Origin of the sequence: Piscinibacter sp. (genome assembly GCF_047600445.1) — a bacterium.
Taxonomy (GTDB): Bacteria; Pseudomonadota; Gammaproteobacteria; order Burkholderiales; family Burkholderiaceae_C; genus Piscinibacter.
The window spans coordinates 2,156,421-2,170,359 of record NZ_JASGKT010000002.1 but is presented as its reverse complement, the minus strand read 5'-3'; the positions used below and the strand labels follow the sequence as shown (position 1 = coordinate 2,170,359).

General features: G+C 73.8%; 12 protein-coding genes. 4 read left to right on the top strand and 8 right to left on the bottom strand.

Annotated features, from left to right (window positions below; all coding sequences use genetic code 11):
* From QM792_RS14425 to QM792_RS14405, 5 genes are all read right to left on the bottom strand, one after another.
* A complete protein-coding gene (locus QM792_RS14425) occupies window positions 1-2,517 on the bottom strand; it encodes an FtsX-like permease family protein (RefSeq protein WP_415150797.1) in 2,517 nt (838 codons plus the stop codon).
* A gap of 16 nt (window positions 2,518-2,533) precedes the next feature.
* A complete protein-coding gene (locus tag QM792_RS14420) occupies window positions 2,534-3,304 on the bottom strand; it encodes an MBL fold metallo-hydrolase (protein ID WP_415150796.1) in 771 nt (256 codons plus the stop codon).
* A gap of 68 nt (window positions 3,305-3,372) precedes the next feature.
* Window positions 3,373-4,047, bottom strand: a complete 675-nt coding sequence (locus QM792_RS14415; RefSeq protein WP_415150795.1) for an ABC transporter ATP-binding protein — start codon at window positions 4,045-4,047, stop codon at window positions 3,373-3,375.
* On the bottom strand, window positions 4,041-4,982 hold the full coding sequence (miaA, locus tag QM792_RS14410) for a tRNA (adenosine(37)-N6)-dimethylallyltransferase MiaA (protein WP_415150794.1): 942 nt from the start codon (window positions 4,980-4,982) through the stop codon (window positions 4,041-4,043). Before miaA ends, QM792_RS14415 begins: the two co-directional genes overlap by 7 nt.
* Window positions 4,983-4,989: 7 nt before the next feature.
* Entirely contained in the window at window positions 4,990-6,207 is a 1,218-nt protein-coding gene (locus QM792_RS14405) for a multidrug effflux MFS transporter (protein WP_415150793.1), read from the bottom strand.
* 196 nt (window positions 6,208-6,403) lie between these two features.
* On the opposite strand from QM792_RS14405, the gene QM792_RS14400 reads away from it, so the two are divergent.
* The gene (locus QM792_RS14400; protein ID WP_415150792.1) at window positions 6,404-6,805 is read left to right on the top strand and encodes a PA2779 family protein; all 402 of its coding nucleotides are present in this window, start codon (window positions 6,404-6,406) and stop codon (window positions 6,803-6,805) included.
* Between the two features lie 7 nt (window positions 6,806-6,812).
* Window positions 6,813-7,775 carry a PA2778 family cysteine peptidase gene (locus QM792_RS14395; protein WP_415150791.1) on the top strand — a complete coding sequence of 321 codons (963 nt, stop codon included), beginning with the start codon at window positions 6,813-6,815 and terminating at the stop codon, window positions 7,773-7,775.
* Here the strand turns inward: QM792_RS14395 and QM792_RS14390 are convergent.
* A complete protein-coding gene (locus QM792_RS14390) occupies window positions 7,745-8,854 on the bottom strand; it encodes a pseudouridine synthase (protein WP_415150790.1) in 1,110 nt (369 codons plus the stop codon). The two genes, QM792_RS14395 and QM792_RS14390, sit on opposite strands and share 31 nt — an antisense overlap.
* A 26-nt stretch (window positions 8,855-8,880) precedes the next feature.
* A complete protein-coding gene (mutL, locus tag QM792_RS14385; protein WP_415150789.1) occupies window positions 8,881-10,692 on the bottom strand; it encodes a DNA mismatch repair endonuclease MutL in 1,812 nt (603 codons plus the stop codon).
* A 40-nt stretch (window positions 10,693-10,732) separates the two neighbouring features.
* On the opposite strand from mutL, the gene QM792_RS14380 reads away from it, so the two are divergent.
* On the top strand, window positions 10,733-11,374 hold the full coding sequence (locus tag QM792_RS14380; RefSeq protein WP_415150788.1) for a DedA family protein: 642 nt from the start codon (window positions 10,733-10,735) through the stop codon (window positions 11,372-11,374).
* Between the two features lie 7 nt (window positions 11,375-11,381).
* Here the strand turns inward: QM792_RS14380 and QM792_RS14375 are convergent, their stop codons facing one another.
* Window positions 11,382-12,323 carry an alpha/beta hydrolase gene (locus tag QM792_RS14375; protein WP_415150787.1) on the bottom strand — a complete coding sequence of 314 codons (942 nt, stop codon included), beginning with the start codon at window positions 12,321-12,323 and terminating at the stop codon, window positions 11,382-11,384.
* A 152-nt stretch (window positions 12,324-12,475) separates the two neighbouring features.
* On the opposite strand from QM792_RS14375, the gene QM792_RS14370 reads away from it, so the two are divergent.
* On the top strand, window positions 12,476-13,927 hold the full coding sequence (locus tag QM792_RS14370) for an NCS1 family nucleobase:cation symporter-1 (RefSeq protein ID WP_415150786.1): 1,452 nt from the start codon (window positions 12,476-12,478) through the stop codon (window positions 13,925-13,927).
* The last annotated feature ends 12 nt before the right edge of the window (window positions 13,928-13,939 follow it).

Genomic DNA, 13,939 nt, shown 5'->3' with positions numbered 1-13,939 from the left:
TCACCAGTCCTCCTTCACAGCCAGCGCCGCCTGTCTGGCGCCGGCCGCGCGGCCGGCCCACCACGCCGTCAGCGTGCCGGCCGCGGCCATCGCGGCGCACAGCGCGGCCAGGCGGGCCCAGGGCAGCAGCAGCTCCATCGTCCAGTGGAAGCTCTGCGGGTTCACCACGTGTACCAGCACCGCGCTGACCGCGATGCCCAGCAGCAGCCCCAGCAGCACGCCGGCGCCGCTCCACAGCGCGCCTTCGCCGGCCACCACCGCGAGCACCTGCGCGCGTGTCAGGCCGAGGTGGGCGAGCAGCCCGAACTCGCGCGTGCGCGCCAGCACCTGCGCCGAGAAGCTGGCGGCGATGCCGGCCAGGCCGATCGCGATCGCCACTGCCTGCAACCAGTAGGTGACCGCGAAGCTGCGGTCGAAGATGCGCAGCGACAGCGCGCGCAGTTCGGCCACGCTGGCGAATTCGAGCGGCGCGTCGGCGCCGGCCAGCGCGCGCACGCGCGCCTGCACCGCGCCGGCATCGGCGCCGGGGGCGAGCCAGATCGCCAGGTCGTTCAGGCGCGCATCGCCGCTGAGGCGGCGGTAGTCGGCCGCGTCGAGCGCCAGCGCGCCGTGCTGGCGCGCGTAGTCGCGCCACACCGCACGCACGAAGGCGCGCTCGCGCCGGCCGTCGGGCAGCGGCAGCTCGAAGTCCGCGCCGGCGTGCAGGCCGTAGAGGTTCGCCATCGGCTCGCTGGCGTAGACCGACAGCGCGCCGGCGCGCGGCGGCAGCAGCTCGCCGAGCAGCGGCAGGCGCCGCGCCGGATCGTCGGCCAGCGGCCGCGCCAGCAGCGCCACGGCGGGGCGGCGCGCTTCGAGCTGGACGGTCGTGGCGCGTGTGCCTTCGGCGCGCGCCACGCCGTCCAGGGTGCGCAGCCTGGCCACCAGCGCATCGTCGACCCAGGCCGTGTCGGCGCCGCCCGGCGCGGCGCGTGCGTACAGGTCGGCGGGCAGCACGCGGTCCAGCCACTGCGTCACCGCTTCGCGGAAGCTCGTCACCATCACGGTCAGCGCCACCGCCAGCGCCAGGCTCGCCACCACGCCGGCCACCGCGACGGTGGCGCTGCCGCGCTCGTGGCGCGCATGCTGCACGGCCAGCAGCACCAGCGCATGGCGCGGCGCGCGCACGCGGCGCAGCAGCAGGGCCACCAGCGCCGGCACGCAGGCGATGCCGCCGAGCAGCAGACAGGCCACCGAGGCGTAGGCCGCCAGCGGAATCTCCGCCAGCGGCGGCGCCTGCGCCAGCAGCACGCCCAGCCCGATCAGCGCCGGGCCCAGCCAGGCCGGGCCGTGCCGCGCGTGCGCATCGCCCAGGCCCTTGAGCGCCTGCGCCGGCGCGATGCGCTGCGCCTGGCGTGCCGGCAGCCAGCCGCCGGCCAGCGCCACCAGCACGCCCAGCGCGCCGTACACCGCCGCCGCGGCGGCGCTGAACTGCAGGCGCGGCGTCACGCCCGGGAAGTAGGCGCCGCCCAGGTCACCCGCCAGCAGCCGCAGCGCCAGCGCCGCGAGCGCGCTGCCCAGCGCGAGGCCGAGCACGCTGCCGGCCACGCCGATCAGCGCCGACTCGGCCAGCACCCAGGCCAGGCGCTCGCGCGCGCCCAGGCCCAGCACGCCCAGCAGCGCCAGTTGCGGCAGCCGCCGCGCCACCGACAGCGACAGGATGGAGAACACCAGGAAGGCGCCGGTGAACAGCGCCACCAGCGCCAGCACCGTGAGGTTGACGCGGTAGGCGCGCGAGACGTTCGAGACGCGCTGCGCCGCCTCGTCGGGCGCGGCGGCGCGCAGGCCCTCGGGCAGCCGCAGCGCGCGCAGCAGCGCGGCGCGGTCGCTGCCGGGCACCAGGCGCAGGTCGATGCGGCCGATGCGCCCGGCCCAGCCGAACGCCGCCTGCACGCCGGCGATGTCGATCACCGCCAGCGGCGCGCCCTCGGCCGCGACGCTGCCGCCCACCGTGAAGCGCGTGGCGGCGGCGCCGGCGCGCAGCGTCAGCGTGTCCGGATCGCCGAGGCGGCTTGCCGCCGCCGCGTTCAGGAAGACCGTGCCCGGGTCGATCGGCGCGAGCCGGCCGGCGCCCTCGCGCGGGCGCGGCAGCAGCGCCGGCGTCAGCGGCGCTGCCGCCAGTGCGTCCAGCCCGATCACGCGCAGCGGCACGGGGCGGCCGTCGGCGTCCAGCGCCAGCGCATCGAGTTCGATCAGCGCGCTGGCCAGCGCCACGCCGGGCGTCGCGGCGGCGCGCGCGAACCAGGCCTCGTCGAAGCCGGCGCCGCCGCCACGCAGTTCGAGATCGGGCTGGCCGTTGACCTGGCGCACCGCGGCGCTGAACTCGCCCAGCGCCGACTCGTTGATCAGGTGCACCGAGGAGGCCAGCGCCACGCCCAGCGCCACCGCGAGCACCGCCACCGCGTGGCGCAGCGGCTGGTGGCGCAGCCAGGGCCAGGAGACCCGGCGCAGCAGGGAGAGCGTCGTCGCGGTGCCGTTCACCGCGGCGATTGTGGGCTCAGGCCGGCACCGCGTAGTCGCGCTCGGACACCAGGTCCACGCCGCAGGGCAGTTGTTCGATCCAGGCGATGAACTCGCCCACCGCCGCGCCCTTCATCGGCGCGCCGTGCTGCGGCACGATCATGTCGATCGGCAGGCGGCGCACCATCTGCGCCCACAGGCGCAGGATCTTGTTCGAGACCATGTAGCGGCGGTGGAAGGCTTCCATGTGCCGCAGGTGGCCGGCCAGCGCGGTGACCGGCTGCTTGGCCTCTTCGCCGCCGATGATCGAGGCGCCCAGGTCGCCCGAGAAGAGGATGCGGCTGGCCGTGTCGTAGAACTGGAAGTTGCCTTCCGAGTGCATGAAGTGCGCCGGCAGCGCGATCAGCTCGCTGCGGCCCACGGTGATGCGCATGCCCGCGTCGGGGATGCCGACCACGCGCCCGGTGGTCTTGCCCGGCTTGCAGAAGTGCGGCACGAAGCGCTCCCACAGCTTCGAGATGTAGATCTTGGCGCCGGCGGTGGTGGTGGTCCAGCGGTCCAGCGAGGCGATGATGTCCGGGTCGGCGTGCGAGGCGAAGATCGCGGTGAGCTGCTGCGGCGGGAAGTAGCGCGTCATCGCCAGGTACAGCTCGCCGTAGGCGAGGTTGCCGCCCGGGTCGATGATGGCGCCGGTGTCGCCGTCGACGATCAGGAACTGGTTCGACTGCACCACCTCGCCGCCTTCGCCGCTCAGGTCGGTGAACATCAGGCACTGGTGGCCCTTGTGGTTGAAGAGTTCGATCGGCATGGCGCGTACTGCGGATGAAAGACGGACCGGAGTGTCCGGGTCGCCCCTGAGGGCTTGCGTGACCTGGATCAATCCGCCTTGGAAACAGCCCCACTCGCGGCGGGGAAAAGCCCGTCGGTGCGCAACTCCATCACGCGGTCGGCGCGTGCCGCGGCGGCGTGCGAGTGGGTGACCAGCAGGCAGGCGGTGCCGTGGGCGCGCGTTTGGTGCACCAGCGTGTCCAGCACGCGCTCGGCGTTGCGCGCGTCGAGGTTGCCGGTGGGCTCGTCGGCCAGCAGCAGGCGCGGCTCGTGCACCAGCGCGCGGGCGATCGCCACGCGCTGCAACTGGCCGCCCGAGAGCGTCTGCGGCAGGCGCTCGCCCAGGCCGTCCAGTCCCACCTCGGCCAGCGCGCGCGCCACGCGCGCCGCGTCGGGGCGGTGCAGCAGCAGCAGCGGCAGGGCGACGTTCTGCGCCACCGTCAGGTGCGGCAGCACGTGGAAGGCCTGGAACACGAAACCCAGGTTGCGCCGGCGCAGCAGCGCCTGGTCGGCCTCGTTCATCGCCGTGACCTCGTGCTCGCCGAGCTGCACGCTGCCGGCGTCCGGCGTGTCCAGGCCGGCGATGCAGTTCAGCAGCGTCGACTTGCCGACGCCCGACTCGCCGACGATGGCGACGAACTCGCCGCCGCGCAGTTCGAGGTCGACGCCACCGAACACCGGCGTGGCGCCGTAGCGCTTGGCCAGGCCCTGGAGCTTCAGCATGGCATCAGCGCCCGGGCGTGGTGCCGCGCGCGTTCGACCACGCGCTCGACGGCGTCGGGCGCGTCGCAGGCGAACACCTCGCGCCGCGGCATGCCGCGCAGCCAGGTGATCTGGCGCTTGGCGAGCTGGCGCGTGGCCGCGATGCCGCGCTCGGGCAGGGCGGCCAGATCGTCGGCATCGAGCGCCTCCCAGGCCTGCCGGTAGCCCACGCAGCGCATCGAGGGCAGCCCCGGGTGCAGGTCGCCGCGCGCGCGCAGCCGGCGCACCTCGTCGACGAAGCCGGCGGCCAGCATCTGCGTGAAGCGCTGCGCGATGCGTTCGTGCAGCCAGGCGCGGCTCGCGGGTTCGAGCGAAAGCAGCGGCGGCGCGGCGCGCGCTTCGCCGCGCCCGCGCTGGAACGACGAGATCGGCCGGCCGCTCAGGCGCTGCACCTCCAGCGCGCGCTGGATGCGCTGCGTGTCGCCGGCCGGCAGCCGCGCGGCGGTGACGGGGTCGACACGCGCCAGCTCGGCGTGCAGCGCCGGCCAGCCGCGCTCGCGCGCCTCGGCGTCGAGCGCGGCGCGCACGGCGGCGTCGGCCGGCGGCATCTCGTCCAGACCCTCGAACAGCGTCTTGAAGTACAGCATCGTGCCGCCCACCAGCAGCGGCAGCCGGCCGCGCGCGCGGATCGCCTCGATGAGCTCTCCCGCATCGGCGATGAACCGCGCCGCCGAATAGGCCTGCGCCGGGTCGAGGATGTCGATCAGGTGGTGCGGCACCTGCGCGCGCTCGGCCGCGCTCGGCTTGGCGGTGCCGATGTCCATGCCGCGGTACACCAGCGCCGAGTCGACGCTGACCACTTCCACCGGCAGCGCGCGCGCGATCGCCAGCGCGGCGGCGGTCTTGCCGGCGGCCGTCGGGCCGGCGAGGCACAGGCAGGGCAGCGCGGTATTCACGCGATGGTCAGGCCGGGCTCGCCTGCGCCTCGCGCGCCGCGGCCGGCGCGTCGCCGTGGCGCTGCACCAGCGTCCACGCCACCGCGCACAGCGCCAGCGCCAGCGTCGCGAAGCCGAGCGTCAGCGGGTACAGGCTCGTGCCGCCGCTGTGGCCGAGGAACAGCCCGACGCCGAAGGCCACCAGCATCATCCAGAAGCCCGACAGCGAGGCCGCGGTGCCGGCCTTCTCGGGGAACGGGCCTACCGCGCCGGCCTGCCCGCAGGGCTGGTGCACGCCGTGGCCGACGCAGTAGAGGATGGACGGCAGCATCACCGCCCACACCGTGTGCACGCCGGCCAGCGCCAGCGCCGCCATCGCGACGGCGCCGGCCAGCGTGAACACCCCGCCGCGCGCCACCGCGCCGCGCAGGCCGTGGCGCGCCAGCAGGCGGCGGCACCAGAAGGTGCCGGTGATGTAGGCGAACGACTGCGTCATCATGATCAGCCCGTAGGCGAGCTTGCTGGTGCCCAGCACGCCGATGTAGACGAACGAGGTGCCGGCGAGCAGGAAGAACAGCGAGCCGTAGGCGAAGCCCGACAGCAGCGTCCAGGCGCGAAAGCCCGGATGCGCCAGCACGGCGCGCCAGTTGGCCTTCATCGGCGCCCATTGCGTGGCACGCGGGTCGCGGCGCGGCACCGTCTCCTCGTAGCGCCAGGCGACGATGGCCAGCGTCGCGGCGCCGAACAGCGCCACCACCAGCAGCGCCGCGTGCCAGTTCAGCCATTGCGCGACGATGCCGCCGACCAGCGGGCTGGCCATCGCGATCACGCCCAGCCCGCTGAGCGCCTTGGACATCACGCGCGCGCCGTCCTGCGGCGCGAACAGGTCGCGCAGGATCGAGCGCGCGCAGGTCACCGCGGCGGCCATGCCGGCGCCTTGCAGCGCGCGCCAGCCCACCAGCGCCTCGATGCTCGGCGCCAGCGCGCCGGCCAGGCTGGCCAGCGTGTACACCGCCAGCCCGGCCAGCAGCACCGGCCTGCGGCCGAAGCGGTCGGCCAGCGGCCCGAGCACCAGTTGCGCGGCGCCGAAGCAGATGATCAGCGCCGACAGCGTGAGCTGCGTGGCGGCCATGCTCGCGCCCAGCTCGCGCTGCAAGGTCGGCAGCGCGGGCAGGTACAGGTCGGTGGTGATGGGCTGGATGCCCAGCAGCAGGGTCAGCAGCAGCACGACCGTGGCGCCGGTCATGGCGTGGCGTTCGGAAGCGGGCGACGGCATGCGGCGAGCCTAACAGGCGCGTCGCCGCGGCCCCGGGCGCGGCGTTGCAATCGGTGACGCGCGGCGGCGCCGGCTTGTTACGATCGCTGGGCCGCAGGGCGGGCCTGCCCCTGTGCCGCACTCTCGAACAGCAGGCCGCTCCCAGAATTCACAAAGGACGACAGACATGAAGACCTCGACCCGTTGGATGACCCGCGTGATCGCCGTGTGCCTGAGCTTCGCCGGCTTCATGAGCAGCGCGCAGGCCACGCTGGTGAGTACCGAGCAGGTGGCGGCGAGCGAGGGCGTCAGCGGCGCCGCCGAGCAGCGCGCCCACGTCGAGGCGATGCTGGCGCGCGCCGACGTGGCCGCCGCGCTGCAGGAGCGCGGCATCGACCTCGACCAGGCCAAGGCGCGCGTCGCCGCGCTGACCGACGCCGAGGTGGCGCACGTGGCGCACACGCTGGACACCGCGCCGGCCGGCGCCGGCGACGTGCTGGGCGTCATCGTGTTCATCTTCGTGCTGCTGCTGATCACCGACATCCTCGGCTTCACGAAGATCTTCCCGTTCACGCGCTCGATCCGCTGATCGCGCGATGCGCGCCGCGCTGGCGTTCCTGCTGGCGCTGCTGACGCTGCTGGCGCTGTTGGGGGGGTGCGCGGCGCAGACCGAGACGCTGCGCCGCGCCGCGCCGCCCGGCCTGGCGCCGCGCGCCGAGCTGGCCGCCACGCCGTTCTTCCCCCAGACCGCCTACCACTGCGGCCCGGCCGCGCTGGCCACGGTGCTGGCGCCGCTGGCGCCCGAGGCCACGCCCGCGCGGCTCGCCGACGAGGTGTTCCTGCCGGCGCGCAGCGGCACCTTGCAGATCGAGATGATCGCCGGCGCGCGCCGCCACGGCGTGGTGGCGACGCGGCTGCCGGCCAGGCTCGAAGCGCTGCTGCGCGAGGTGCAGGCCGGGCATCCGGTGGTGGTGTTCCAGAACCTCGGACTGAGCTGGTATCCGCTGTGGCACTACGCGGTGCTGGTCGGCCACGACCTCGCGGCCGGCGAGGTGCTGCTGCGCTCCGGAACCACCGAGCGCCTGGCCCTGCCGATGAGCACCTTCGAGCACACCTGGGTGCGCGCCGGAAGCTGGGCCTTCGTGGCGCTGCCGCCGGGGCAGTGGCCGGCGACGGCCGAGGAGAAGGCGGTGGTGGAAGCGGCGCTCGGCTTCGAGCGCAGCGGCGCGCCGGCGCAGGCGGCCCGGGTGTACCGCAGCGCGCTGGAACGCTTCGCCGGCAGCCTGAGCCTGCGCATCGGCCTGGGCAACACGCTGCACGCCGCGGGCGACAAGGCCGGCGCCGCGCAGGCCTTCGAGGAGGCGGCAAGCCGCCATCCCGACAGCGCGGCGGCCTGGATGAACCTCGCCAGCACGCAAGCCGAACTGGGCCGGCGCGAGGCCGCGCTGCAATCGGCGCGCCGCGCCGTGGCGGTGGCCGACGCGGGCCTGGCCGAACGCGCGAACGCGCTGCTCGCGTCGCTGCAGGCTCAGACGAAGGATTCGTCGGCGCCCAGGTAGCGCCACTGGCCGGCCGGCAGGTCGCCGAGCGCCACGCGGCCGATGCGCACGCGCTTCAGGCCGGTAACCTTCAGGCCCACCGCCTCGCACATGCGGCGGATCTGGCGCTTGCGGCCTTCCGACAGCACGAAGCGGAGCTGGTCGTCGTTGACCCATTCGACGCGCGCCGGCCGCAGGGCCGCGCCGTCGAGTTCGAGGCCGTGGTTCAGCAGGCGCAGGCCCTCGGCCGACAGGCGCGCGCCGCCTTCGGCCGGCTGCACGCGCACCAGGTATTCCTTCTCGACGGCGCTGTCCTCGCCGACGAGCTGCTTGGCGACGCGGCCGTCCTGCGTCAGCACCAGCAGGCCGACCGAGTCGATGTCGAGCCGGCCGGCCGGCGCGAGGTGGCGCAGGTGCTCGCGTTGCAGGCGCAGGCCGCTGCGGTCTTCGCGCCAGTGGTTGGCCTGCGTCACCAGCACCGAGGCGGGCTCGTAGCCGTCTTCGGCCTGGCCGCTGACGTAGCCCACCGGCTTGTGCAGCAGCACCGTCACGCGCTGCGCCTGCTGGGTGCGCGCCTTCTTGTCGACGCTCACCTGCTGGCCGGGCAGCACACGCGCGCCGAGTTCGGCGACGACCTCGCCGTCGACGCGCACCCAGCCGCGCGCGATCCACTCGTCGGCCTCGCGCCGCGACGCCAGGCCCAGCTCGCTCATGCGCTTGGACAGGCGCACGCTGCCCGGCGCGTGCTGCGGCCCGCTGGCCGGCGGCGGCGCTTCCGGCCGGGCCGGCCGCTTGCTGAAGGCGGTGTTCGCCGTGGCCGGGCGTGCCGGCGGCAGCGGGGGGCGCGGCGGCTTCGCGGCGGGTTTCGGCAGCGGTTTGGGCGAGGGCCCGGGCGCGGACCTGGCCGCAGGCTGGGCCGGGCGCTTCGCCGCCGGGCGCGCGGGCTCGGCGCCGCGCTGGGTTTCGCGTTCGGCACGCTCCGCACGTTCGGCCTGCGCCTGCGCCAGCGTCGGCCGCGGTTTCGCGCCGCTGCCGCGCAGCGGGGCACGGCGCGGCTTGGCGGCGCCGGCGGCGGGTTTTTTCAGCGTGAGCGTGGCCATGAACGCGATTGGAGCATGCCGCCGGCTCAGCGCCCGCGCCAGAACAAGGCGTCCAGGTCCTTCATCGTCAGCGCGCGCCAGGTGGGGCGGCCGTGGTTGCACTGGTCGGCGCGCTCGGTGCGCTCCATGTCGCGCAGCAGCGCGTTCATCTCCTCGATGGTCAACTGGCGGTTGGCGCGCACCGCGCCGTGGCAGGCCATGGTCGCGAGGATCTCGTGCTGCGCGCGCTGGATCACGTTGCTGCTGCCGACCTGCGCCAGCTCGGCGAGCACGCTGCGCGCCAGTTCCACCACGTCGCCGCCGGCCAGCGCGGCGGGCCGCGCGCGCACCGCCAGCACGCCGGGCGACAGCGCGGACACGTCGAGGCCGAGCCGCTTCAGGTTGTCGGCCTGCTGCTCGGCGGTGGCCAGCTCCTGCGGCGTCGCGGAGAAGGTGGCCGGGATCAGCAGCGGCTGCGATTCGATGGCCGCGCCGGCGAGGCTGGCCTTCAGGCGCTCGTAGACGATGCGTTCGTGCGCGGCGTGCATGTCGACCACCACCAGGCCCTGCGTGTTCTCGGCCAGGATGTAGACGCCGGCGATCTGCGCGACGGCGCGGCCCAACGGCCAGTCGCCCTCGGGCAGCGGCGCGGCGGCCGGTGCCGCTGCCGTGGCGGCGGCGGGCCAGGCGGCCGGCGGCGACTCCTGCGCGAACAGCACCGCGGCCTGCTGCAAGCCGAGCGCGGCCTGCTGCGGCGTGGCCGCCGGCCACGGCCGTGCCGCGGGCGGCGCTGAGTCGGCGAAAGCGGCAGTGGCAGCGGCGGGCAGCGCGGCCGGCGCCGCCTCGCCGGCGCGCGACACCGCCAGCGCGGCGTCGAAGGCGCGCCGCACCGCCTGGTGCACTTCGCGCGCGTCGCGGAAGCGCACCTCGATCTTGGTCGGGTGCACGTTCACGTCCACCAGCCCCGGCGCGATGTCGATGAACAGCACGTAGCTCGGCTGCCGCGCGCCGTGCAGCACGTCTTCGTAGGCCGAGCGCACGCCGTGCGCGACCAGCCGGTCGCGCACGTAGCGGCCGTTGACGTAGACGTACTGCTGGTCGGCGCGCGAGCGCGCCGCCTCGGGCAGCCCGGCGCGGCCGCGGATGCGCAGCACGCCCAGGTCGAGCGCCACCTCGCGGCTGGCGGCGACGAACTCGTCGTGCAGCACGTCGCGCACGCGCTGCTCGGCGCCGGCGCGGCGCCACTGCTGCGCCAGCTTGCCGTCGTGCCAGACGGTGAAGGACACGTCGGGCCGCGTCAGCGCATGGCGGCGCACCGCCTCGATGCAGTGCGCGAGTTCGGTGGCCTCGCTCTTGAGGAACTTGCGCCGCGCCGGCGTGGCGAAGAACAGCTCGCGCACCTCGACGCTGGTGCCCACCGCGCGCGCCGCCGGTGTCAGCTCGCCGGAGCGCGCCTCCAGCCGCTGCGCATGCGGCGCGTCGGCGGTGCGGCTGGCGATGCTCAGCTCGGCCACCGAGGCGATGGCCGCCAGCGCCTCGCCGCGAAAGCCCATGGTCGCGACGTTCTCCAGCTCCTCGAGCGAGCCGATCTTGCTGGTGGCGTGGCGGCGCAGCGCCAGCGGCAGCTCGGTGGCCGGGATGCCGCAGCCGTCGTCCTCGACCAGGATGGCGCGGATGCCGCCGGCCGCGAGGCGCACGACGATCTCGCGCGCGCCGGCGTCGAGCGCGTTGTCGACCAGTTCGCGCACCACCGAGGCGGGGCGCTCGACCACCTCGCCGGCGGCGATCTGGCTGACCAGTTCGTCGGGCAGTTCGCGGATGGGGCGGCGCGGGCGGGGCGATTCGAGGACGGCGCTCATGCGGCATTGTAGAAAGGCGGCCCCGGGATAATCGCCGCCCATGGACATCGCCGCCTTCCTGATCGACTTCATCCTGCACGTCGACGTGCACCTCGCGAACTTCGTCGCCACCTACGGCACCTGGGTGTACGCGCTGCTGTTCCTGATCATCTTCGTCGAGACCGGCGTGGTGGTGATGCCCTTCCTGCCGGGCGACTCGCTGCTGTTCGTGGTCGGCGCGCTGTGCGGCGCGGGGCTGATGAGCCTGCCGCTGTCGATCGGCCTGCTGATGGCCGCGGCCATCCTCGGCAACCAGAGCAACTACACGATCGGCGCCTACTTCGGCCCCAAGGTGTTCCAGTGGGAGAACTCGCGCTTCTTCAACAAGCAGGCGTTCGACCAGGCGCATGCGTTCTACGAACGCTACGGCGGCATCACCATCGTGGCGGCGCGCTTCATGCCGTTCCTGCGCACCTTCGCGCCCTTCGTCGCCGGCGTGGCGCGCATGACGCGCAGCAAGTTCACCTTCTACGACGTCACCGGCGCGGCGCTGTGGGTGGGCGGCGTGACGCTGGCCGGCTACCTGTTCGGCAACATCCCGTGGGTCAAGGAGCACCTGGACAAGATCATCTGGGCGGCGATCCTGATCCCCGGGCTGGTGGTGATCTTCGGGGCCTGGAAGGCGCGGCGCGCGGCGGCGTGAGGGGTGCTCAGCCCCGCAGCGCGTCGCGCAGCGCCGCCGCGCACAGCCGCACCGCGTCGTTGGCCTCGTCGATCACGCGGCCCATCAGGATGAAGCCGTGGATCTGGCGCTCGAAGCTCAGGTGCGTGGCGCGCACGCCCGCGGCGCTGAGCTTGTGCGCGTAGGCGATGCCTTCGTCGCGCAGCGGGTCGTAGCCGGCGGTGAGCACCAGCGCCGGCGGCAGGCGCGAGTGGTCGGGGTGCAGCAGCGGCGAGGCGCGCCAGTCGGCGTATGCGCCCGGCTCGGGAATGTAGTGGCCGCAGAAGTAGTCCATCGTGTCGCGCGTCAGCAGGTAGCCCTCGCCGTTGCGCTCGTGCGAGGGTGTGCCGCGGTGCTGGTCGGTGGCCGGGTAGATCAGGAGCTGGTAGGCGAACGGCGCCTCGCCGGCGTCGCGCGCGGCCAGCGCCACCACCGCGGCGAGGTTGCCGCCGGCGCTGTCGCCGCCGACGGCGATGCGCGCGGCGTCGAGCTTCAGCGCCGCGGCGTTGTCGCGCACCCAGCGCGTCGCGGCGATGGCGTCGTCCACCGCGGCCGGAAAGCGGTGCTCGGGCGCGAGCCGGTAGTCCACCGACAGCACCGCGCAGCCTGAATGGTTCGCGAGTTCGCGGCACAGCGTGTCGTGCGTGTCGAGGTCGCCGATCACCCAGCCGCCGCCGTGGTAGTACACCAGCGCGGGCAGCACCTGGCCGGCCGGCGTGCCCAGCGGGCGGTACAGGCGCAGCGGGATGGCGCCGTGCGGGCCCGATGCCTTCAGTTCCTGCACCGACGCCACCGGCGGCGCCTCGGGCTGCGTGAAGCCGCGCCGCTCGCGGTAGATCGTGCGCGCCTCGGCGGGGCTCAGCGTGTGCGTGGCGGGCACGCCGCGTTCGGCGATCAGGTCGAGCAGGGCGCGGGTCTGGGGATGCAGCATGGCGGCGAGGCGGAAGCGAGGGCGCGCCGATGATGCCCGAGGCGGCGCCGCCCGGCACGGCCGTCGCCTCGGGTTTACGCGAAGAGCGGGCCGTGCATCACTGCATACACTATTTGTATACCAGATTGCATGGATCATCGCAGGAGGAGCCCATGGAGATCCGCAACCCGTCGCCCGGCCTCTACAACGAAGACCTCGCCCCCGCGCGAGACCGACGCTGGGGCGCCTTCAGCATCTTCAACGTCTGGACCTCGGACGTGCACAGCCTGTGGGGCTACTACCTCGCGGCCAGCCTGTTCCTGCTGTGCGGCAGCTTCGGCAACTTCCTGATCGCCATCGGCCTGGGCTCGCTGGTGATCTTCCTGCTGATGAACCTGATCGGCTGGGCCGGCGAGAAGACCGGCGTGCCGTACCCGGTGCTGGCGCGCGCCTCCTTCGGCGTGTGGGGCGCCAACCTGCCGGCGCTGGTGCGCGCGCTGGTGGCGATCTTCTGGTACGGCGCGCAGACCGCCGCGGCCTCGAGCGCGCTGGTGGCGCTGCTGATCCGCAGCGACACCTTCCTCGAGTTCCACAAGACCACGCACTGGTTCGGCCACAGCGGGCTGGAGGTGATCTGCTACGTGATCATGTGGGCGCTGCAACTGCTCATCATCCAGAAGGGCATGGAGACGGTGCGCAAGTTCCAGGACTGGGCCGGCCCCGCGGTGTGGGTCGCGATGCTGGTGCTGGCCGTGGGCCTGGTGGTGAAGGCCGGCGGCTTCTCCTTCGAGCACGGCATCCCGATGGACGTGCTGCTCGAGAAGACCAAGGACGCCGGCGTGGCCGGCCAGCCCGGCTCGTTCTGGGCGCTGATGGCCGTGGGCGCCACGTGGATCACCTACTTCGCCGCGCTGTACCTGAACTTCTGCGACTTCTCGCGCTACGCCACCAACCGCCAGGCGGTGACACGCGGCAACCTGTGGGGCCTGCCCGTCAACCTGATCCTGTTCTCGCTGGTGGCGGGCGTCACCACCATCGCGGCCTTCCAGGTCTACGCCGAGGTGCTGCTGCACCCCGAGCAGATCTCGGCCAAGTTCGACAGCTGGGTGCTCGCCGCGATCGCCGCGCTGACCTTCGCCGTGGCCACGCTGGGCATCAACGTGGTGGCGAACTTCGTGTCCTCGGCGTTCGACATCTCCAACGTCTTCCCGAGGCAGATCGACTTCAAGAAGGGCGGCTACATCGCCGCGGCGATCGCGCTCGTGCTCTACCCCTTCGCGCCCTGGGAAGGCAACGCCGCGACCTTCGTCAACGCGATCGGCGCGACCATGGGCCCGCTGCTGGGCATCATCCTGGTCGACTACTACCTCATCGCCCGCGGCCGCGTGAACGTGCAAGCGCTCTACGAGGAGCACGGCGAGTACCGCTACCAGGGCGGCTGGAACGTCAACGCGCTGCTGGCCACCGCGGCGGGCGCGGTGTTCTCGACCATCCTGCCCAACTTCACCACGCTGCTGCCGGCCTGGTGGGGCACCTACGGCTGGTTCTTCGGCGTGGCCATCGGCGGCACCGTCTACTACGTGCTCGCCACGCTGCGGCCGCGCGCGGCGCCGGCTCCGGCCTGAACCCACCCCACC